Origin of the sequence: Paenibacillus sp. cl123 (assembly GCF_900101595.1) — a bacterium.
In the GTDB taxonomy this organism is placed as follows: Bacteria; Bacillota; Bacilli; order Paenibacillales; family NBRC-103111; genus Paenibacillus_G.
This window is the reverse complement of the sequence record NZ_FMYY01000001.1, coordinates 772,541-794,231: the sequence shown is the minus strand read 5'-3', so window position 1 is coordinate 794,231 and position 21,691 is coordinate 772,541. Positions and strand designations below refer to the sequence as shown.

Annotated in this window: 15 protein-coding genes; 3 read left to right on the top strand and 12 right to left on the bottom strand. The window is 56.2% G+C overall.

The genetic code is table 11. The features are described from left to right. Positions 1–20: 20 nt before the first annotated feature. Together BLR08_RS03455 and BLR08_RS03450 are read left to right on the top strand one after the other, a co-directional pair. Positions 21–1,166, top strand: a complete 1,146-nt coding sequence (locus tag BLR08_RS03455; RefSeq protein WP_072328236.1) for a GGDEF domain-containing protein — start codon at positions 21–23, stop codon at positions 1,164–1,166. A gap of 198 nt (positions 1,167–1,364) precedes the next feature. Further along, positions 1,365–2,033 carry a glycoside hydrolase family 73 protein gene (locus BLR08_RS03450; protein ID WP_072328235.1) on the top strand — a complete coding sequence of 223 codons (669 nt, stop codon included), beginning with the start codon at positions 1,365–1,367 and terminating at the stop codon, positions 2,031–2,033. 117 nt (positions 2,034–2,150) lie between these two features. Here the strand turns inward: BLR08_RS03450 and BLR08_RS03445 are convergent, their stop codons facing one another. The 8 genes from BLR08_RS03445 to BLR08_RS03410 form a co-directional block, all read right to left on the bottom strand. Beyond that, positions 2,151–3,557 carry an MATE family efflux transporter gene (locus tag BLR08_RS03445; RefSeq protein ID WP_072328234.1) on the bottom strand — a complete coding sequence of 469 codons (1,407 nt, stop codon included), beginning with the start codon at positions 3,555–3,557 and terminating at the stop codon, positions 2,151–2,153. A gap of 112 nt (positions 3,558–3,669) precedes the next feature. Further along, entirely contained in the window at positions 3,670–3,891 is a 222-nt protein-coding gene (locus tag BLR08_RS03440) for a helix-turn-helix domain-containing protein (protein ID WP_256257402.1), read from the bottom strand. Positions 3,892–4,079: 188 nt separating this feature from the next. Continuing rightward, complete coding sequence (locus BLR08_RS03435) at positions 4,080–7,694, bottom strand: glycoside hydrolase family 44 protein (RefSeq protein ID WP_072328232.1); 3,615 nt, start codon at positions 7,692–7,694, stop codon at positions 4,080–4,082. A gap of 1,037 nt (positions 7,695–8,731) precedes the next feature. Further along, entirely contained in the window at positions 8,732–9,061 is a 330-nt protein-coding gene (locus BLR08_RS03430) for a hypothetical protein (RefSeq protein ID WP_072328231.1), read from the bottom strand. Positions 9,062–9,074: 13 nt separating this feature from the next. Then, positions 9,075–9,773, bottom strand: coding sequence for a pirin family protein (locus BLR08_RS03425; protein ID WP_072328230.1), 699 nt, complete (start codon positions 9,771–9,773; stop codon positions 9,075–9,077). A gap of 98 nt (positions 9,774–9,871) precedes the next feature. Then, a complete protein-coding gene (locus tag BLR08_RS03420; protein WP_072328229.1) occupies positions 9,872–10,603 on the bottom strand; it encodes a LutC/YkgG family protein in 732 nt (243 codons plus the stop codon). After that, entirely contained in the window at positions 10,596–12,131 is a 1,536-nt protein-coding gene (locus BLR08_RS03415) for a LutB/LldF family L-lactate oxidation iron-sulfur protein (RefSeq protein ID WP_072328228.1), read from the bottom strand. Before BLR08_RS03415 ends, BLR08_RS03420 begins: the two co-directional genes overlap by 8 nt. Then, positions 12,128–12,856 carry a (Fe-S)-binding protein gene (locus tag BLR08_RS03410; protein ID WP_072328227.1) on the bottom strand — a complete coding sequence of 243 codons (729 nt, stop codon included), beginning with the start codon at positions 12,854–12,856 and terminating at the stop codon, positions 12,128–12,130. Before BLR08_RS03410 ends, BLR08_RS03415 begins: the two co-directional genes overlap by 4 nt. Positions 12,857–13,087: 231 nt before the next feature. On the opposite strand from BLR08_RS03410, the gene BLR08_RS03405 reads away from it, so the two are divergent. After that, positions 13,088–14,845: a methyl-accepting chemotaxis protein gene (locus BLR08_RS03405; protein WP_072328226.1), complete on the top strand. Its 1,758-nt coding sequence runs from the start codon at positions 13,088–13,090 to the stop codon at positions 14,843–14,845. A 192-nt stretch (positions 14,846–15,037) separates the two neighbouring features. Here the strand turns inward: BLR08_RS03405 and BLR08_RS03400 are convergent, their stop codons facing one another. The 4 genes from BLR08_RS03400 to BLR08_RS03385 all read right to left on the bottom strand — a co-directional run bounded on the left by BLR08_RS03400 (position 15,038) and on the right by BLR08_RS03385 (position 21,211). Beyond that, complete coding sequence (locus BLR08_RS03400) at positions 15,038–17,383, bottom strand: AraC family transcriptional regulator (RefSeq protein ID WP_256257401.1); 2,346 nt, start codon at positions 17,381–17,383, stop codon at positions 15,038–15,040. Positions 17,384–17,605: 222 nt separating this feature from the next. Then, a complete protein-coding gene (locus BLR08_RS03395) occupies positions 17,606–19,204 on the bottom strand; it encodes an extracellular solute-binding protein (RefSeq protein ID WP_072328225.1) in 1,599 nt (532 codons plus the stop codon). Between the two features lie 144 nt (positions 19,205–19,348). Then, positions 19,349–20,233, bottom strand: a complete 885-nt coding sequence (locus tag BLR08_RS03390) for a carbohydrate ABC transporter permease (RefSeq protein WP_072328224.1) — start codon at positions 20,231–20,233, stop codon at positions 19,349–19,351. 18 nt (positions 20,234–20,251) lie between these two features. After that, positions 20,252–21,211 (bottom strand): ABC transporter permease, encoded by a 960-nt coding sequence (locus tag BLR08_RS03385; protein ID WP_072328223.1) that lies wholly within the window; start codon positions 21,209–21,211, stop codon positions 20,252–20,254. Between the last annotated feature and the right edge of the window lie 480 nt (positions 21,212–21,691).

The following is a 21,691-nucleotide window of genomic DNA, read 5'->3' as shown; positions in this document are numbered from 1 at the left end:
CGGAGGCCCGACACCGATTTATGGAACGTTTTTCATTGACTGAAAGCTTACTCGGACCGCTCGGCCTGCTGTGGACGTACTCCATGCTGACGGTCATTATCATCATGACGATGCTGCTCTCGATCCGGCTGCTGCTGTCGCGCCGCAAGGTCGGCTACTTCTCCATGCTTGTCGCGCTGGCCATCTCGCTTATCCAGTACGGTCAGCTGATGGCGGGCGCATGGGCCTCCGAGCTCAGCGAGTCGCAGACCTTTATCGCGATGAGCCTGAAAGTGCTGGCCTTCATGATGATCAATATCGGCATCTTTCAGCTGTACAATCCGACGCGACGGCGGGACCGGGCGGTCATGATCTTTTTCTTCCTGCTCACCGCCGCCGCCTGCTATACGTACTGGCTAACCCCTTCCTGGCTGGAGAGCAGCGAGGAGCATGCGAAATTGCTGCGGCCGCTCGGGCTGGATCTGTATATGTTCCTGCTGCTGTTTCTCAGCTTCCTTTTGGTTAATCCCCGGATCGGGCAAAATGGCAAGTTCCAGGCGATGCTCACTTTTTATTTCGCCTCGCACACGCTGCATATGGCCAATCTCTATATGTTTGACGACAAACAACCTTTGCTCAAGCTGCTGGAGCAAGCGCTGCCATTCGGGTTTTATATCATTTTATTTTTGTTTATTTTCGAGCGGATCATCGAGATCATGCAAGCCATCTACACATCATCCATCACCGACGGATTAACCAAGCTGTACAACCGCAAGTACTTCCATAACCGCCTGACGGCTGCCGTTCAGCAGCGCTTGCCTGTCGCCGTTATTTTCAGCGATATCGACAACTTCAAAAAGCTGAACGATACGAAGGGCCACCATATGGGGGACCAGGTGCTGAAGCAGGTCGCCCAGATCGTTAAGGAAGAAGCCGAAGAAGCCGGCATCTGCGGACGGTACGGCGGCGAAGAGATGGTGGTGATGGTAACCGACGCTTCCGTCCCCGCCGATGAGCTGGCCGAGCGGATAAGGGCGCGCGTGGAGGCCGAGACGATCGTTACTGTCAGCATGGGCCACAGCAAGCTGAAGAAGGGGATCGGTCCCGACGAGCTGGTCAAGCAGGCGGATGAAGCGATGTACAAGGCCAAGTCAAGCGGCAAAAACAAAGTCGTCGGCTTCGGCTGATCACATAGCAAAACGCCTTTTCCTTCAGGTTATGAGTTGAATGGACTTTCCTGTTTTTCCGGATGGACTTTTCTTCATGCTGATAGCAACCTGCCTCTTGCGTTCGGGTTCACGCGCTTCGGCTCTTCTGCATATCCTATTACAAGCGCGAGGTCAGGAACGGGACAAACCGGCCTTCCGCGCAAGGAGGTGAGCTTCATGGCAGCTCCGCAAGCATTTATCGCTGCTATCTCGGAAGAGGCTGTCCAGGATCAGCTGGCAACCGGTGTACTCGCTTCGATCACGATCGCCCAGGCGGCGCTGGAGAGCGGCTACGGCCAATATGCGAAGGGCAACAATTTATTCGGCATCAAGGGACGCGGGGATGCAGGGGATGCGCAGCATCCCACTTCCGAATATATCAACGGCAGATGGGTTCGGGTCGTTAGCGGCTTTCGCGTCTATGACAGCTGGTCGGAGAGCATCTATGACCACAGCCGCTTCCTGCTGGACAATCCGGTGTATACCCGGGCCGGATTTTTCGAGGCTGCCGGCAGGCTCGATTATGCCGGAGCGGCGCATGCGCTGCAAAGGGCTGGCTATGCGACCGACCCGCAGTACGCCGCCAAGCTGATCCGCCTTATCGAGCAGTACAGGCTGTACGACTATGACAGGCAGGCTGCCGAGGAAGGAGGGTTGATCCCTATGCGGCTGCAGCATGAATGGCAGTGGAAGCAACTCGGGGATGCGCTCGAGGGGATGTACCAAAAAGGGCTGCTGACCGATCACCGCTGGGTCGAGCGTGCTTATGCCCGCGAGCTGACGGTATCCGAAGTCGCGTGGCTGAACGCGATTATGATCGCCCGTCAGCAAGGCGTTGACGTTTAAGCGGACTTTCGCCCTGCTAACGCACAAGAACCATACCTTGGCCGCCGAGGCTTCAGGTATGGTTCTTCGTTCGGTGTAAAGCTGCAGCGCAGTTTGACGATACTCCCGGTGACAGGCTTATCCGGCGATGACCGTTTCCTGGCCGGCATGCCCGGCATGGCCCGCCGGCTTCACGAGCGCCTTGCGCTCCCAGACCCGGCTGCGCCAGCGCAGGAGCATGATCAGCCCGCGCAGCCATTCATCGACCGTGAAGGCGATCCAGACGCCCAGCAGGCCCATGTCAAGATGAATGCCCAGCCAATAAGCCAAAGGCACACAGATGCCCCACATGGACAAGATGCCCATAAGTACCGGGAAGCGGGCGTCGCCGGCGGCTCTGAGCGAGTTAATGACGACCAGATTGAAGGTCCGCCCCGGCTCTAAAATAATCGAGAGCAGCAGGATGCCGGTGCCCATCGCTATTATCTCTGGATTGACCGTAAACAGCCCCATCAGCTTTTCCCGGAACAACGCGGCGACGCATACGATGGCGAAAGTCAGCCCGAGCGAGATCCGCAAGCTTCGGAGCAGCCTGCGGTAAGCCGCCTTCAGCTCGCCCGCTCCGATCATATGGCCGATCACAATCTCCGTGCCCATCCCGATCGCCGCCGCAAGCGCCATGAAGTAGGCGCTGATATTGTAAACATACACGTGGGCGCTGAGCGCCGCCGGACCGATCATCGTAATAAATACCATTACCATCATATGCTGCGACTGCCAGGACAGATGCTCGCCCGCGGATGGCAGCCCGATGCCGAGAATTTGCCGGACATGCACTTTGTCGAAATTGATATAGTCGCGCGGGCGGATACGGACAGGCATGCGGCGATAGAGCAGGCCTACAAGCACAATCAGACCGATAAGCCGGCTTGCGACCGCCGATACGGCCGCTCCGGTGACGCCCCATTCCGGAAAGCCCAGGTGTCCGAATATAAGCAAATAATTGCCGATAATATGCAGCACGTTCACCCCGAGCGTCACAAACATCACATCCCGGGTTTGGCCGTTCGCCCGAATAACGGATGAGATGGCGTAGGACAGCGCCTCAATCCAGATAAAGCCTCCGATAATTTTCAGATAGCGGTCGGCCTGCTCGATCAGGGACGCATCCAGATGCATCAGCTCCAGCAGCAGCCGGCTGAACAGCACAAGCGCCAGTGACACGAGAATGCCGAATATCAGATTCATCGTGATGGCGATCGCCGCAATCCGGGTAGCCGTCTCGCGTCTTCCTGCGCCCAAATATTGGGTGACCGCCACGCTCGTTCCAATGCCGACGAAGCCGAACATCAGAATGCAGAACACGATCATTTCGTTGGCAAGCCCGATCGCGCCCGCCACCTGATCGGAAATGCGGCTGAGCATGAACACATCGGCCGTGCCAAGCATCATGCGCAGCAGGGAATCGATAAAGATCGGCCAGGTTACGGCGAGCAAGCTCAGCTTCTTCCAGGCCGGCGTTTCTTCTGTGAGTAAGTTAGTCATCTTATGTCGGTTTCTCCTTCTGTCTCTATATCCACATCCTCCATCCTATCATATACGAAAGGCTGAAGGTACAGAAGGAATTTATTGTATCGAATATCGGCAGCCGGAGCGGCTAGCGCAGCTCGAACAGCTCCTCGAAAGGCCTCTCCAGCACTTCGGCCAGCTTCTTGGCCGTTCCCGGCCCGATCGTCTTCATCGACCTCTCCAGCAGGCTGATATACGCGTAACTGATTCCCGTGAGGTCCGCCAGCTCCCGCTGCGTCATTCCTTTCACGATCCGCGCTCTTGTCACCGCATTCGATTTGGCAATAATCCGCACTTTCATCTCCCCCATGTATGACCATTTTGTACAGTGATACCCGGGATAATTATATCACATTATTTACTAGTGCAACCATAAATTTTTACTTTTGTTAACAAACATCCGGGCAGCCTTTACCCTTTTCGCCTCCTGCTTTTATTTCTTGACACGGCAAAAAGCGGAGCGATCCCCTCGCTCCGCTTTCGAATAGATATGGATAATTACTCCGCTGACAGCACGATATGGCAAGCCGTCAGTTTAGGAATCGTATAGACGAACTGGTTATCCTGGATAGAGGCGACAGGCTCTCTTTCCGTGATGACCGGACCGCTCTCGTCAAACGCCCAAACGCGCGCTGATGTATAAGCAGTGCCTCCGGCCAGCTTCAAATTGGCCTGCATCTCATGCTCCGTATTTTTATTGATCACGATTAGATGCAGCTTGTTGTCGCTGTCCCGGTAGACGGAACCGTACACCGAGCTGTTCTCGATATCCGAGGTTTCGGCCTTGATCTTCGTATCGCCGAACTTCGAATTGTTCCCGTCGTAATTCGTATACAGCTTCATCGCCGTTGTGATATACGCCGAGCCCTTCTGCCCGTCCGTCATTCGCCAGAAATTGGCCATGTACACATTCGTCTTGCCGAAAATGCCCAGCGCGTCCGCTTGCGCCAATCCGCCGTATATATTGTGCTCCGCTCCGAAATTATATTCGGTAACGGCGATCTTCGTGCCCGGATTGTACTGATTGATCGACTCCTGCACACGCGGGATAAGCGGGAAAAACTTCGCAAACTGCGCTTCCCTGTAGAAGTAGGTATCCTCAGTGTAGCTGGTATCCCAGAACTGCCTCGGCGCTTGAAGCCTTGCTTTATTCGTCTCCGGGTTTTCGCTGCCTTTCGGGTCCTGAATCCGGTAGCCTCCCCCGCTCGTCTCCGGATACCAGTGGAAATCGAGCGCGTCCAGCAGTCTGCGATTCTCCTGCTGAGAGGCCGCGCGGAACTTATCCAGATAATAATCCATATACCAGCTGTATCCGGCTTTCAAGGACGGCCAGTCCGCGGCCAGCTGCATCGCATACATATCGTCAAAGCCATAGGAAGCGGGGCCGAACATTTCGGCGTCCGGATCGACGTTTTTGACAGCCTTGCTCAGCTCGATGCCTTTGCTGAGCACTTCGGCCGCTCCGGCCTTGGCCGGATGCATATACGGATGCGTTTTGGGCCAAATCCCCGGCTCGTTGTCGATCGAATAACCGCGAATACCGGTCGGACTGCCGGCGCCGCCGTATTTATGCTTAAGCAGGTTGACCAGCTCGTCGGAGTATGCGTAGTTATCCGTCAAGTCCGGGATAAGGCTGAACGGACCGTTTTTGGCAGCCTTCACCTCGACCCAGCGCGAGGAAGGCGCCTTTTCATGCGGCAGCACATAGCCGTTCGTGTCCCGCGCCGCATAGCCGGCTACCGGCAATGTCGCCAGCGTATACGCTCCCTCCGCCAACGACCGGTCGTGGAAGCCGGTAACTCCTGCCGCCGGCTGATCTCCCTTCTCGCTCCACGGGATGCCGCCGTAATAGTGAGCCACGTACGCGTCATTATGGTGAGCCGCGTCATCCCCCGAGTTGGATGCGTTATTTTCCCAGTTGTACGTAGACAGCCGGTTGCCGCCCATGCGCCTGGCCGTCCACTGCTCTTCCCCGGTCAGATCGTCATTCGTCCCGTAAATGAACGGGCTGATCGGCTGCCGGCCGGCAGAGGCGTCCACCTCAATCTGAACATTAAACGGACCGTTTGGCGTATACGTGGTGTTGACGGTTTGAAGGTCGCTCCACAGCCCAAGCGTGGTATCTTCCTTGGCTCTTACCCGATAAGTATGAGCGGTGCCGGGCTCCAGACCCTCGTGCTTGTAAGCGGCCGTCATGCCTGTGTCTACGACCGTTCCGTCCACTTCGATGTCGTATCCGGTTATGAGCGCATCGGGAGCGCTCCAGGTCAACGCGATGCTCGTATCGCTCTTCACTGCTTTCATGCCCGTAGGGGCCGGGATATGCTGCAACCCGGTCGTTTTCACGGACAGCAGCGGACTCCATACGCTCACGCTTTCTCCTTGACGGGTACGGATCTGGTACGTATGACGGGTTCCTGTCATCAGCCAGGAATGCTTGAACGCCGTACCTTGGATATTTTCCTCCACTACCCCGTCCGCCTTCACGTCATACCCGGTTGCTCCGGGCACTTCCTGCCAGCTTAAGGTAATCTCCTCGTCCGCAGGGACTGCCTCTATGCCGCTTGGGAACGGAGGCATGGCCAGCAAGGATGGCTCTTCTCCCCAAACCTTCGTTCCGGACAAATATCCCGTCGTCTTGCGGTTATCGGCAAGCGAGGAGCTGCCGGAGAACGAGTAATCGTTGTTCAGAGTGAATGCGCTCCAGTCCGATTTGTTGATCCAGGTATTGATTCCCACATCCGCGCCGGAAGCCAGCGAACCGGCGGCATCCGAAAATCCTATCTCCAGATAATGGTCCGCATCGGCAGCGGGGGTCGGCATTTTGACGAACCGGGTAAGCACACTGGCCGGCGCGCCTGAAGCTGTGCTCCAGAAGCCGATGGAGAGCGGCAGCTCCTCTCCGTCGATCGTGTAATAATAACGCAGCTTGACGTCGCTTAGCTTTACAGGCTTGCCGCTCGTATTGATCAGCTGAAAGTTAGGGCCCATCATGGCGCTTGATGTGTCTGTGCCCGTCTTCACCTTTACCTGGATCCCCCCGGCAGGCGGGTCTGCAGGGGCGGTCCTGGCTTGCACAGGCGCGCTCCAGGCTCCTGCGGTCCCTTCATCGTCGACAGCTCTGACGCGATACGTATGAGAACTGTCCGGCGCAAGACCGTCATGTGTAAACGCCGTCTCCCGGATGCTGGCAGCAACTGCGCCATCCGCCTCCACCTCATAGCGGTCTGAGCCGGTTACCCCGCTCCAGGCAAGAGCGATCGCTTGCTTGGATACCGGGACAGCCTGCAATTGGGACGGCGCCGGCAATGGCGGACGCGTCTCGGAGCCTTTCACCGAGAACGAGCCTGCGTTCCGGTTCAGATGATGCTGGGCCGACCGGTCAGGCGAATAAACGCCCACTTCAATCCGGTAAGCGCCTGACAGCGCATCCGTACCCGGCGTCCAGCTGAAGTCGAAGGTCTGGGGGACATTCGCCGGAAACGAGTACTCGGGAAAAGTCTTCGTCAACACCCGGGCGCCATCAGGCCCGTGCAGGCCAACCTCGACGACAGCATTCGCCGGCAAAGATGCGGCGACCGATGTGCGCACGTACACAGAGCCGCCTACCGTCACGACAGACGGCTGAACCGCCGCGCTGCTCGTGAAGCTGAGCGCGGGCTCACCCGCCGCGACTTGAAGCGAAGCGGCAGCCGCAAACCATTGATTGATCGAGCTGCTCCAGCCTGCGCCGAAGATGCCGAAGCTGACGATATACCGGCCCTCAGGCAGATCGGAGGCTACGTCCCAACGGATCGGCACCGTCCGCGTCTCGCCCGCGCTCAGCGCAACCTGATCCACGACGAGTTGCTTGACCCGTTTCAGCGAAGCGTCGAATATTTCCAGGTCGACAAGCACGGACGTCGTCTCCGGAGACGTAATCTGCACGTTCACGGTAACGGCATCCCCTGCCTTGACAGACGTTTTATCCGTCTGCGCCGAAGCGTGAACCCGCATCGAAGCCAAGCCTTGAGCCGGAGCCATACCGGCGGTAAACATGCAGAGCAGAAGCAGCGACGCCATCAGTCTGACGAACCGCTTTCCTGCTTGAGCAGACATTTGTAAAGCTTGCATAGATCGCAATCCCTTCTGTATCTGGTTTGATTACGTAAGCGATCATAGCATATCAAGACTTCTGATTTTGTGGCGCAGCTAACATAATCCGCAGGTTCCCGGGCATTCGGGAAACAGGCGGGAAAACGCGGGAAAGGCCGGGAATTTCCCTGTCGGACTGTTTACGCTCTGCCCCTGCGGGAGCGGCCGGCGCCATACGCTACAAATAGGCCGGCCTCATAAGTCAATTTTGGATTTTGACACCCCACTTAGAGTTACATGTCATATGCAAAAAGAAACCCCGTCACCACGGTGCTAGTGGAAACGGAGCTTCTTTTCCCAGAAATTTGGACATTTTCATCCATGTGAGCGCCTTAGAATCTGCCTCGTTTAACGAAAGACACGTAATTTGTTATTGCTTAGGTTTTTCGTTCACTTGAAGACTTGAGTAGCAGCGGATTTTCCCCGAACACCCCATACTTTGACCGCCACGCGGATGCGTTTTGAACGGTTTTCCGCACACATCCCTGCTTCTACCGCCACTCGGGTGCCTTTTGAACGGTTTTCCGCACACTCCCCTACTTCGGACGCCCCTAGGATGTGTTTTGGACGGTTTTCCGCACATATCCCTGCTTCTACCGCCACTCGGGTGCCTTTTGAACGGTTTTCCGCACATATCCCTGTTTCGACCGCCACTCCGGTCCGTTTTGAACGGTTTTCCGTACAACTCCCCTGCTTCTACCGCCACTCAGGTGCGTTTTAGATGGTTTTCCGCACAACTTCCCTGCTTCGATCGCCTCTCAGGTGCGTTTTAGACGGTTTTCCGCACAACTCCCCTGCTTCGATCGCCTCTCGGGTGCGTTTTAGACGGTTTTCCGCTCAACTCCCCTGCTTCGATCGCCTCTCAGGTGCGTTTAGACGGTTTTCCGTTCCTCCTGTACCTGGCAGACCGACCTAGCCCCGACATGCTCTTACATCTCCCGAATTTTTCACATCATTCTAACTGTCCCATCAAGTGTAAAGCCCGTTTTGGGGACAGCCTCTTGCTAATGCTTTATTTATTGGATCGAAAATTCGTCCGGCACATACTCAATCCGCGAGTTCGCGCGGATGATCAAACTTTCGCTCGCCTCGTCGAATTCGACTTCGCCGTCCTTGACATAATACCACTTTTTAATCGTGGGTTTGTCCGGATACTCCTCGAACAGAAATACGTTCAGCTCGTTTTTCCATTTCAGAATTTCCTCTACGGCCTCGTTCCGCGGCGTCCGGATCACGAACGTCCAGCCTCCGGCCTCGGGCTTCACTTTGTACTCAAGGGGGTGTTTGTCCGTATGAATAAACGTCCGTCCCCCAACGGCATGTTTGACCAGCAGCGTTTCCTTCATCGCGCAAGCCTCCTTAAGGCAGATCGATCAGCATGAGGAAGCTGTCTTCCGAGGCTTCGATCGATAATTCATGCAGTTCGGTAATCCGTGCCGCATCGCCGGCCGATAGCGTGGAGCCGTTCACCGCAACTTGGCCTTCGATGGCATATACATAGATGCGGCGTCCCTGCTGCTGGCGGAACGACACCGACCGGCCGGCCTCGATGCGGCTCAAGTAAATCGTCAAGTCCTGGTAAATGCCGGCGACTCCCTCGCTCCGTTCAGGCGAAACGACGGGCAGCAAAGCGTTCCTCAATCCGGACTGCGGGTAGCTGCATGTTTCGAAGGAAGGCTCGCGCCCGCGCTCGGCCGGCATAAACCATAGCTGCAGCAGCCGCAGCTCCTCTTCCTCGGAAGCGTTGTACTCCGCATGGATAAGCCCGCTGCCTGCCGACATCCGCTGCACCTGCCCGGCCGCAACGACCTCGGTATTGCCCAGATTGTCCTCATGCCGGACCGCTCCGCTCAAGACAACGGTCACGATCTCCATATCGCTGTGCGGATGGGGACCAAATCCCCGGCCGCCGACCAGCCGGTCATCATTACATACCCGCATGACGCCAAACGCCGTATTGTCCGGATCATAATACTCTCCGAACGAGAAGCTTGGCCTGCTGCGCAGCCAGCCTAGATCGACGGACGGCCGCTCCTCCGATGGAATAATGCGAATCATCGTACACCTCCTGCAGTTTAACGAAGTCCCATGCTCAAGCCTCCAGCCGTAGCATCGGTTACCTTCATTATACGCCAGCAGTCTTTCTATCTACAATGTTAACCGACGATCAGCGCGTACACTACGCCGGGGCCGTGAACGCCGATCGTCAGATCGTTTTCGATGTCCGCGGAGCGGCTCGGTCCGGAAATAAAGTGGATGCCCGCAGGCAGTCCTCCTTGCCCGGCTTCATCGAAGTTCACCAAAATTTCACCGAGCCGCGTCTTCAATCGCTCGACCGGGATAATCGCAAACAGGACGGTCGGCAGAAGACTGACCGAGCGGCCTTTATCCTTCGACGAAAGCACAGTGATCGAGCCTGTATATGCGGCCGCATAGTCAGCGAGCACAACGCCGAAGTCCGCTTCCGCCGCGCGCGCCTTCCAGTGCTCCTTCTCATCCGTATTCCATACGCGCACGCTGGCTGCCTCCAGCCTTTGCTCCAGCCCAAGCGCCTCCAGCTCAGGCTCGTTTTGCCGGATCACATACTGCGCGCTCATCTGAGCGGCTTTGTCCGCGATAAACTCGCGCACGTCAGCCATGCCTGCCAACCGCTCCACATGACCGCCTACACCGCGGAAATTTTCCGTAAACCGCCGGATCCGCTCCTCCAGCGGCCATTCGAACGCCTGCCAGAAATCAGGCGCCCCGCGCAGAGGCCGCGCCGGCTTCTGCGTCACGCGCGGCCTGTTCAGCTTGGCCGCAATGCCGTCCATGAAGATCTTCTGCTTGGCGCGCGATTCCCGCTCCATTTGCGCCAGCCATTCCTTATGATCCTGTGCCTCAGCCATGCCCATGGCCTCCCTTCTTATTGCCGCGTTCCTTCACGATCGCTTCCATTCGCTGCTTGATAGCCGGGTCCATCTGCCCCAGACCGCTGCGGATTTCCTGCTCCAGCGTACCCCATTGCTCCCGGAAAGTCTGCTTGGGCAGCATCGGAGTAACCCGATAGCTGTTCCAGCCCTTGAGCGGTCCCAGCTTGATGCGGATGCCGCCGTCGCGGGCAACGAGCTTCTGGCCAAGCTTGCCCAGCTTCAGCGCAGCGCCCATCCGTCCGGACTGGCCGGTCAGCATCGCGAAGCCCTTCATGCCGATCGTCTCCATCTTGTTGTCATAGCCGGCCTCCACCTTGCGCCGGCGCAGCGACACCAGCATGTCATGCAGCGGAATTTTGACAGGACAAGCTTCATAGCAGGCACCGCACAAGCTCGAGGCATTGGCGATATCATCCCATTCCGCAACGTTTTTCTGCAAAGCCGGTGTAAGCACCGCGCCGATCGGACCGCTATAGGTGCCCCCGTAGGAGTGGCCTCCGATATGGCGGTACACCGGACAGGCGTTCAGGCAAGCTCCGCAGCGGATGCAGTTCAGCAGCTCCTGGAACTCGGGATCGCCGAGCTGAAGAGAACGCCCGTTATCCACGATGATAATATGCATCTCCTCTGGTCCGTCCCCGTCAGCCTCGCGCCGCGGACCCGAGATGCCCGACATATAAACGGTCAGCTTCTGCCCGGTGGCCGAGCGGGGCAGAAGCGTCGCCATGACCTCCAGATCCGTCCAGGACGGAATGATCCGCTCCATGCCCATCAAGGTAATCTGCGTTTTCGGCACCGTCGTCACCATCCGCGCATTGCCTTCATTTTCGAAGAGCACCATGGAACCCGTCTCCGCAATCGCGAAGTTGCAGCCCGTCATCCCGATATCCGCCTCCAGAAACTTCTCGCGAAGCTTCTTGCGAACGAAGCCGGCCAGTACGGTCGTCTCCGGCTGCAAGGTTTCGCCGGCTTCCTTGGACAGCAGGTCCGCGATCTGGTACCTGTTCTTGTGGATCGCCGGGATAATAATATGCGACGGAGTTTCTCCGGCCAGTTGAATGATATATTCCCCGAGATCCGTCTCGATGGCTTCTACTCCTATGCCCTCAAGCGCATGGTTCAAGTGAAGCTCCTCGGATACCATCGATTTCGACTTCACAACCGACTTGGCCGACTTGTGTTCCGCGATCGCGAGCGAGATTTTGACCGCATCGGCCGCCGTGTCGGCGAAATGCACGTGGACCCCATTGGCCCGCGCGTTGTCTACGAACAGATTCAAATAATAATCGAGATGAGCGATCGTGTGCAGACGAATCTGCCGCCCGCGCTCTCTCCATTCCTCCCAATTGCCATGCTCCGCCGAAGCCTTCAGCTTGCCGCTGCGCAGCCGCTCCGTCGTAAACTTGACAGCCTTGCGCAGAAACTCGTCGTTCAGGGCCAGCTCCGCCCGCTTCTTGACCGTTGCTCCTGCCGGATGCGTATGATGCGTATGGGCCGTGCTCATGACTGCTTCACTCCTTCATATAACAGCTCGGCAAGATGCATCACCCGTACCGGCTCGCCCCGGTAGCGCAGATTGCCCGCGATATTCATCAAGCACGCCATATCCAGACCGACCAGCACCTCGGCTGCCGTTTCCTTGATATGATCGACCTTCTCCGTGACCATCGCCCCGGAAATGTCCGCCATCTTGACGGCGAACGTCCCCCCGAAGCCGCAGCAATCCTCTGCGAACGGCAGAGGCACGAATTGCAAGCCGCGCACCTGCTTCAACAGCTCCATCGGCTCGTCTTTGACGCCAAGCAGCCGGCTGCCGTGACAGGAAGGATGATAAGTGACCGTGTGGCGGAACTCGGCCCCGAGGTCGGTTACCCCGAGCACCTGAACAAGAAACTGGGTAAACTCATAAGTTTTGTTCTGCAGCTGCTCCGCCTTCTCCAGCATCGCCCGATCTCCCTTGAACAGCTCCGCGTAGTGATGGATCATGTACGTACAGGAGCCGGAGGGCGCGATGACGAAATCGCTGTCCTCGAACGCCGCGATGATGGTCCGGGCGCTCGTCCGGGCTTCGTCCCAGTAACCGCTGTTATAGGCCGGTTGGCCGCAGCAGGTTTGCACCGTCGGAAACTCAAGCTCGACGCCGTAGCGCGCCAGCAGGCGAACCATCGCTTCGCCTACGCGGGGAAATATAGCATCGCTTAAGCAGGTGATAAATAAGGAAACTTTCATCATACACCTCTCGTGTTATTAATGTTGTCAGGTTATCAGATAAGTTAATGATTTTATTATACCTTGCCGGCATTTGTTTGAACATCATTTTTTTGCAAAAACGGATTCGCCATTCATTCACAGATCATTCACAAATTTCCGACGCCTGTTGGCGATCAACACGTATAATAATCTAAAATACCTATTTAACGTAGTTATTACGAACTATACACAGAAGAACGGAGGGATAATTTGAGCCATACAAAAACATCCTCAAGATGGAAATTGACCATTCGCAAGAAACTGCTCGCCACTTGCCTGGCTTTGCTGCTGCTGCCTATCGCCCTACTGGGAACCATCGTTTACAAAACGGCGGCGGAGGAAAACAATCTGCTGATCGAGAAAAACTTGCGCAATTCGGTCCAGATGGCGCTGGAGCTTACTGCATTCTACGAGGAAGCCGCCAAGTCCGGCGCCTTGACAGAACAGCAGGCGCAAGAGCAGGTCAAGGAGCTGCTGATCGGACCGCTGAAGGACGGCAAGCGATCCATCGAAACTAACGTGGATTTGGGCCAACGCGGTTATTTCTTCATTCTGAATGACCGCGGGGATCTGCTTGCCCATCCGTTGATGGAAGGCCAGAACATCGCCGACCATCATACGAAGGACGGTTTTTACTACATCAAGGACATGATAGCTAAAGCCAAGGACGGCGGGGACTTTACCAACTATTCGTGGCCGCTCCCTGATTCCCTGGAGGAGGCTCCCAAAATTACATATGCCAAGCTCAGCTCGGCCTGGGGCTGGATTATTGCGGCAGGCTCTTATTACGAGGACTATAATAGCGGACAGCGTCATATTCTGAAAACCATTCTGTTTACGCTTGCCGGTTGTTACGTGGGAGGGGCCGTTATTCTGACCTTATTCTCCCTGCATATCTCACGTCCGATTACCGGTCTCGCCCGTCAGGCGAAGCAGCTTGCAGCCGGAGACTTGAGCAGTTACGAGCTAGCCGTGAAAAACAAAGACGAGATTGGCGACCTGCACGCTTCGTTTCAGATCATGCACGCGAACCTGCAGTCGCTCGCCCGGGGAATGCTGACAAGCTCCGACTCCCTGTCCGCCGCTTCGCAGCCCTTATCCCTAGCCGCCGCGGAAGCGGCCGGCGCCAGCGCCCAGATCGCGGAGGCCGTGCAATCGGCAGCGGCTGCCAATGAAAGCCAGGCGCTCAGTATCCGGGAAAGCTCGAGAGCTATGGAAGAGATGGCTGCCGGGATCCAGCGGATTGCGGATACGTCCCTGACGGTCTACGAAGCGTCGGTCCATACTCGGCAGCAGGCTGACGAAGGTCACCGGCTGCTCGACCGCTCCATCGAACAGATCCACGACGTCAGCGCGGCGGTAGTCGAGCTTGGCGCCGTCATTCAGCAGCTGGAGGACCGGTCTAATGAGATCGGTGAGATCATCCGGCTAATGAGCGAAATTTCCTCGCAGACGAACCTGCTTGCCTTGAACGCCTCCATCGAGGCGGCGCGCGCAGGAGAGCATGGACGCGGTTTCGCCGTCGTCGCCGGGGAAGTCAAGAAGCTGGCCGAACGCTCCGACGCTTCAGCTGCCCAGATCAGCAGTCTCATCGAAGCCATCCGCAGCGAAATCGCAGCCGCAGTCAACACCGTGACGCGGAGCGAACGAGAGGTTGAGGAAGGCGTGCAAGCGATCCGTGATACCGGCGAAGCCTTCACAAGCATCCTCTCCTCCGCTCATCGCATCGTCGAGCAGGCGCAGGAGTCGTCCGGGGCGGCAGAGCAGATGTCGGCGAGCGCGCAGCAGGTGTCCGCTTCCCTGCAGGAGCTGGAGCGGATAGCCGCCAGGTCCAACGACATGGCCCACTCCATCTCCGCTTCAACCGAGGAACAGACCGCGGCCCTGGAGGAAGTGAGCGCTTCAGCCGAATCGCTTAAGACGATGTCGGAAGAGATGCAGGCGCTGGCCCGCCGGTTCAAGCTGTAGCCGCTCTCCTCCCGTCCAACCCGGCTTGCCTATCGCCCGCCTATGCCGCAGAATAAGGAAGCGCCGCTCCGGCGCTTCCTTTTTGTCGCCTGCCGGGGCGCGGTCTTAACGGGCTTGCACCTTTGGCCCGGGATATTCCGCTTATCGCTTATCTATTCCGCTTATCGCTTATCTATTCCGCTTCTCGTTTACCTATTGCGCGCGGCTCATCTCCCGGTATTTGCTCGGAGTGACGCCTTCCTGCTTTTTGAATATCCGGTTGAAGTAGCTGTGCTGATAGCCGACCTGTTCGGCTACGTCATTGATCTTAAGCTCCGACTCGCGCAGCAGTTCCTTCGCCTTGTCCATCCTCAACTCGGTGAGGTAATCGATGAAATTTTTGCCGGTTACCTGCTTGAACGACTTGCTCAGATAGAACGGATTGGTGCCGATATGATCCGAGCAGCTGTCCAGCGAAATATCTTTCATATAACGCTCCTGCAAATAATGCATCGCCTGCTCGATAAGCTGCTTCACATGCGAGTCGGAGCGCGAGCCAAGCTCTTTAAGAAACGGCGCGATCACCCGCTCTCTGAACCAGGCCAGCATCAGCTTGGGCTCCCGGATCTGCGAGAGCTGCTCATACAGGTTAACGCATTTATAGAGCCGGTTGGGCTGGATGCCCGAGCTCATCACGGCGTGCTGCACGCTTCCGAGCAGATGGAGCATCCCTTGCTGCACATCGATTTCCTTGGCGCCCTTCGCCGTCAGCGTCTCCAGAATCGCCTCCAGCAGCTGATCGCCGTCCGCCTCCCGTCCGGTACGCAAAGCATGGATAAACTCCCGTTCCAACGTAAACGGATACTGCGGCTCCGACAGCTCGTCGCTCTCCCGCTGCAGCCACTCTTCCATATCGATAAACTGATTTTCATTATCCGCGCTGCGCTGGCCTACCGCCTGCCTGACTTCTTCGAAGGCAAGCGGTACATCCACAATCCGTTCGACGGACCGGCTGACCGCCAGCGTAACCCTCATCTTCAGTATACGATTGACCGTGTTCGTAAGCTCGTCCCCGAATGAACGCAGATCCGGAAGCTGGCCTTCCTGCTTGGGCACCGTCAGCAGCACAGCGGCAGTCAAATCATGGAAATTGATCGTATCGCTCTGTCCGAAATGCTCTTCGGCGATTTCTCCGATCATATTGACCGCCGCGAAGGTGACAAGCCCTTCGTCCCCGTCCTTGAACTTGCCGTCCAGGCTCGTAATCCCGTTCAGCTGAACATATACAATAATAAATTGCTGCTCCCTGACCAGCCATCTGTACCGTTCCATCCTACGCAGCAGATCTTCCTCCGAATAGGCGTACAGATAGCCTTGCAGCAGCTGATGCAGGAAGCTTTCCTTCACATGAGGCAGCTGTTCCGACAAGCGGGTCTGAAGCTCGCTGCTCTCTCTGTGCAGGTATTGCCATTGCCGCTCGATCAGGGTAAACTCGTCGATCTGCCCGTCGGCGGCCGTCTTGCCGTTCAGGAGCACTCTCACGAGCCGGTCGATCGGCGAGTAGATGCTGCGGGACGCCAGCCAGGCCAGCATTGCAGCGAGCAGCAGCGTTCCCAAGCTGACCGCGATAATTACTTTCGAGATCAGCACGACCGGGGACGTAATGCTCGTAATCGGCGAAGCTGAGACATACACCCAGTTGTCCGCAATCCGGGAGAAGCCGCCATAGGTGACCGTATACGTCGCACGCTGCCACGTAAAGAAAAACGAGCCCTGCTGATCCTTCCTGGCAGCAATCTTCTCCTTCAGCTCGCCGATCAGCCCTGAGGACCCCGGATTGCCGCTCGAGGATGCGTACACCTCCCCGCTGTCGCGCATCACAAAGGCTTCGCCCTCATTGTACGGGGTCATGGTCTTCAGCATCGCCGCCACCTTCTCGCTGTCGAGCCGGATGAGCAGCGCTCCGAACGGCTGCAGGGTCCCTCCGGGTATTTGATGCACCAGCGTGAGATCCTTCTCGTTCGGCTGATTAGGCTCGAACGCTTTCTGCGTCCAGTAAGCGGTCCTGCCGCTTTCCAGGAGCCCTCCATACACCTCGTCCAGAGCTTCGGACAATATGACATCATACTGCGGGCTGAACAGCAGCGAAGGGGATCTCTGCAGGTAAAGCTCTACCTTGCGGGTCATCGTATTGGAGCCCTGCATCACCAGCAGCGTCTTCGTAATATCCCAGGCCTTCTCATAATTGCGCAGAAAATCGGGTTCATTCAGCATATAGTCGAACTTCGAGTCGAACGCCCAATGCGAGAGCATCAGCTCCAGGTTGTTCAACTGCTCGTCGATATTATGGGCTCGCTGCTCAATCTGCGCGTTATGCAGTTGCAGCAGCTCGCTCTTCAGCCGCCCTCCGGCTATCCCGTACACGACAGCTCCCGCAATAAGCCCCGGAATAGCCGATACGATCAGCAGCATGATCAGACTTTTTCGGTAAAACCGCCGTTTGCTGCCGGAGAAACGATTGATGAGCTGCAGCCATCTGGATTTCATCTTCGGCGCCATCCAATCACCCGCCTCGTCTTGTAAACGCCTTCATCCAAGTGAATCTTTTAACTTTCCGCCTAGAAAAAGGGTATCTCCACCATAAACTACGCAAGGAGCAGGATTCAAGCTTTTTTTCAGTCTTCCGCTTTGTATTTTTTTGTTTCAATTTGAATTATCTTGTTATGCGGCGATAAAAAGGCCATATCTGTGGGATATGGCCTCACTTTTATTTCCGGTTTGTTACTTTTTGCTTGCCGCATACAACTCATTCATTTCTTTCACCAGCTCATCCCCGCCGCTCTTTTTCCACAGCTCGAAGGCCGCTTTAAGGGCTGCTTCGTCGATCTGGCCGACGATAAACTTGATGCGGGCGTCGTTGATAATATTATCCAGTTGAGCGCCTTTTTGCGAATATACGGTAGAAATGAACGGCTCAGCCGGATTGGAGACAACGGATTTCTCATTTCCTTTGATCGTTTCGTTCTGCTTGATCCGAAGCGGCGTCTGCTTGACCTTCAATCCGCGCTCCTCCGGGATGAACGGCAGCATCTGATTCAGTCCTTCGACCTCGGATTCCAGCAAAGCCGGGTCTTTTACCGGCTCCAGGTGGTCGCCGACCTTGGTGTAATGCTTGCCCTCGAGACCGTAACCTGCCAGCGTGTGCATCTCGGGCTCATTCATTTTATCCAGGAAAGCCATAACGCGCTTCAGCTCATCCTCCGTCTTGACCGTTGATTTCGGAATCGCCAGCATGCCGGCAAAGCCGGAGGTCGGCAGCGTGCGGAGCCCTTTCGGACCGGTGACCCCGCCGAGCACATCCATGAAGTGAACGTCAGGCTGGTCCTTGCCTTCTTTCGCCAGAGCCGCATGAATTTTATCGTCAATCCTTGCGGCCGTATCGATAACGTCTACGATGACGCCGGCTTGGTTATTCACTATGGGATCCACCCATTTGGCCGAATCCATCACAGCGAAGTCCTGATTGATCAGCTTCTCGTCATACAGCTTCTTCATAAACTTCAACGCTTCGAGATATTCCTCGGTTTGATGCTCGGGCACCAGCTTGTTGTCGACTACGCCCCATTTGTTCGGGGAGCCGAACCACAGCTTGATCGTGTCGAAGCCGCTGGCCCATTGTCCGGTCCATTTGACCAGCACCATGCCGTAGGTGTCGGCTTTGCCGTTTTTGTCGGGGTCCTTCTCTTTAAACGCTTTCAACATGTTATAGAAGTCGTCAATCGTTTGCGGCGTCTGCAGTCCGACCGTCTCCAGCCAGTCCTTGCGGAAGACGATGCCGTTGCGGCCAAGCGGGCGTCCGCGGTAGATGCCGTAGTTTTTGCCTTCAACCGACGAGTTGTTCAAGATAACCGGATTGGCTTCGCTCAGCGTCTTGTAATCCTTCAAATATTTGCCGACTTCCCAGAACGCTCCCGACTTGGCCGCATTCACGAAGCTCGGCGATTTCACGTCCGGCACGTACATGATATGGGGCAGCTTGCCCGAAGCCAGCGTGATGTTGAATTTATCGACATAGGAAGCATTGGGCACCCATTCGAAATGAATCTTGGAATTGGTTTTCTTCTCGATCTCGGCGGCGACCGGACTGCCATCCTTCGGATAGTTGGTTTTGAAGATCGGCAGCATCACCGTCAGTTCGAGCGGAGCCTGCTGCTGATTCGCGGTTCCTCCGGCAGCCGGGGCAGGCGCAGCTCCCCCAGCCGTGGCTCCGCCAGTTCCGCCTCCCTGCGAGCAGCCTGCCAAAGCAACGGCAGCCAACGTGCCTGCCGATACGAGCGATGCCCAGCGTTTGCCTTTGTTGCGTTTGCGTTGTCCATTCATTGAATAGAACCTCCCTTAGTGGATTATAGCTTATAAAATCCGTCCGCCGCATCTTTTTGTGTCTGCGGGCGTTTGCCTGGATGCTCTTCACAGGGTGGGCGGGACGAACGTATAACCTGCTTGTCAGCGGCATGGCGGCGGCGGTCAGCCCTTGACGGAGCCGATCAGCACGCCTTTGGCGAAATGCTTTTGCAGAAACGGATATACCAGCAAAATCGGAAGGGTGCCGACTACGATGACGGCCATCTTCACGGACTGCTCCGGCGGCTGGACGAAATTCGGGTCCATCGCCGTCAGATCGCCTGCGGCGGCATGCGACAGCAAAACAATTTGCCTCAGCATGACCTGCAGCGGCCATTTGGACGGATCGTTGATATACAGCAGCGCGCCGAAAAAGTCATTCCAGTGGCCGACCGCATAAAACAAGGTGAACGTCGCCAGCACCGGCTTAGAGAGCGGCAGCACGATTTTCCACAGCAGGCCGAGCTCCGAGCAGCCGTCGATCCGAGCAGCCTCCTCCAGCTCCGGCGGGAGCTCCTGGAAGAAGTTTTTAACGATGATCAGATTGAAGGCGTTAATCGCCCCGGGCAGCATCAAGGCCCCGTACGTATCAAGCAGTCCCAGCTCCCGGATAACCAGGTAAGTCGGCACCATGCCGCCCCCGAACAGCATTGAGAAAATAACCAGATTAAGCACCAGATTGCGTCCCATCAAGCTGCGTCTGGCCAGGGCGTAAGCCATCGTTACCGTGAAGCACAGATTGACGAGTGTGCCGACCACCGTCACGAAGACCGAGACCAGAATACTGCGCGTAATCGTATCGGTCGAGAAGACAAACTTATAGGCATCGAGCGTAAACGTCTCGGGGATGAGAAATACGGCTCGCTTGGTCAATTCGGCGTCAGAGGCGAACGAGCCGCTGATGACAAATATAAACGGGAGAATGGATGCCAGCGCGAACAAGCTCAGCACGATATAGTTCGCGGTGTCGAAGACCGTTCCGCCCAAGGTGCGGTACTGCTTTGCCATGCACGATCTCCTCCTTCTTCAGTAAAGTCCGGATTGTCCGAATTTTTTGGCCAAATAGTTGGTTCCGAGCACCAGCGTAACTCCGATGACGGCCTTAAACAGCCCTACGGCCGTGCTGTAGCTGAACGCTCCTTGCGTAATGCCCATCATATAGACATAGGTGTCAAATACTTCAGCCACCTCGCGGTTCAGCGGATTCAGCATCAGGTAAATCTGCTCGAAGCCGTTGTCGAGCACATGTCCCATCCTCAGAATAAGCAAAATGACGATCGTGCTGCGGATGGACGGAAGCGTAATATGCCACATTTTCCGCCACCGGCTCGCCCCGTCCACCGTGGCGGCCTCATATTGCTCCACATCGACGCCCGCGAGCGCCGCCAGAAAAATAATCGTTCCCCAGCCGCACTCCTTCCAAATCGTCTGGATCAGAATAAGCGGCCGGAACCAGTCAGGGCTGGCCAGGAAGTTGATCTTGGTTCCGGTGTACTGATAAATGTATTCGTTGACCACGCCGCCCTCGGTTGTCAGAAACACGTACGTCATACTGGCTACGATCACCATCGAGATGAAGTGCGGGACGTAGATCATCGTCTGCACCGTCCGCTTGAAGATCGCCAGCCGAATCTCATTGAGCAGCAGAGCGAGCACGATCGGAGCCGGGAAGAAAAAGATCAGATTGTAGAAGGACAGCAGCAGCGTATTGCGCAGGAGCATGAAGAAATCGGGATTTTCGAAAAAAAGCCGAAAATGCTCGAAGCCTACCCACTCGCTTTTCCAGAAGCCGGTAAACGGCTGATAGTTTTTAAACGCCAGCAGTACCCCCCACATCGGGACATACTTGAATACTAAGAAGTAGAGCAGCCCCGGAAGCAGCAGGACATACATCCATCTGTCTCGTTTGAGCCGTCCAAGCACATTCGACCGCTGGAGGCTTGCTCGCGGTTTAACGCTTTGTTGACCGGCTGTTATTTCTTTCATACCTTCCCTCACCTCCATGGTTAGTTCGCGGTTGTTCATAAGCAGGATCTCGCTTGAGCTCTCGCTTGAGACACGGATCGTTCGCTTGCTTGTTCCGCATATCGGTTTCGCTGACGTTCCATCTCCTACAGTTCATCAGCGGTGTAGCTCGATTATGCCTACGGACGGATTTTCTGACAATCGGACATTTTTGAGCTGCGCCGAACAGGCTTTAATCCGCGTCCTGAAGCGGTTTCGGTAAGAAAGTGCAAAGTGCGCAAGATAAGAAAAGCTCCTGATCGGAGCCGATTCGAGGAAGATACATCCGTGTTTTAGCGGTAGCTTTTCTTGCGAGCAGAAAGTTCACCTCGCTTTATCGCTTCAGTGAAGGTGAACTTTCTTGACTCTTAAGAAAAGCTCCTGATCGAAGCCGATTCGAGGAAGATACATCCGTGTTTTAGCGGTAGCTTTTCTTGCGAGCAGAAAGTTCACCTCGCTTTA

Coding starts and splice junctions, on each gene's coding strand:
- BLR08_RS03455 (WP_072328236.1), top strand. CDS start 21: ATGGAACGTTTTTCATTGACTGAAAGCTTACTCGGACCGCTCGGCCTG.
- BLR08_RS03450 (WP_072328235.1), top strand. CDS start 1,365: ATGGCAGCTCCGCAAGCATTTATCGCTGCTATCTCGGAAGAGGCTGTC.
- BLR08_RS03445 (WP_072328234.1), bottom strand. CDS start 3,557: ATGACTAACTTACTCACAGAAGAAACGCCGGCCTGGAAGAAGCTGAGC.
- BLR08_RS03440 (WP_256257402.1), bottom strand. CDS start 3,891: ATGGGGGAGATGAAAGTGCGGATTATTGCCAAATCGAATGCGGTGACA.
- BLR08_RS03435 (WP_072328232.1), bottom strand. CDS start 7,694: ATGCAAGCTTTACAAATGTCTGCTCAAGCAGGAAAGCGGTTCGTCAGA.
- BLR08_RS03430 (WP_072328231.1), bottom strand. CDS start 9,061: ATGAAGGAAACGCTGCTGGTCAAACATGCCGTTGGGGGACGGACGTTT.
- BLR08_RS03425 (WP_072328230.1), bottom strand. CDS start 9,773: ATGATTCGCATTATTCCATCGGAGGAGCGGCCGTCCGTCGATCTAGGC.
- BLR08_RS03420 (WP_072328229.1), bottom strand. CDS start 10,603: ATGGCTGAGGCACAGGATCATAAGGAATGGCTGGCGCAAATGGAGCGG.
- BLR08_RS03415 (WP_072328228.1), bottom strand. CDS start 12,131: ATGAGCACGGCCCATACGCATCATACGCATCCGGCAGGAGCAACGGTC.
- BLR08_RS03410 (WP_072328227.1), bottom strand. CDS start 12,856: ATGAAAGTTTCCTTATTTATCACCTGCTTAAGCGATGCTATATTTCCC.
- BLR08_RS03400 (WP_256257401.1), bottom strand. CDS start 17,383: ATGGCGCCGAAGATGAAATCCAGATGGCTGCAGCTCATCAATCGTTTC.
- BLR08_RS03395 (WP_072328225.1), bottom strand. CDS start 19,204: ATGAATGGACAACGCAAACGCAACAAAGGCAAACGCTGGGCATCGCTC.
- BLR08_RS03390 (WP_072328224.1), bottom strand. CDS start 20,233: ATGGCAAAGCAGTACCGCACCTTGGGCGGAACGGTCTTCGACACCGCG.
- BLR08_RS03385 (WP_072328223.1), bottom strand. CDS start 21,211: ATGAAAGAAATAACAGCCGGTCAACAAAGCGTTAAACCGCGAGCAAGC.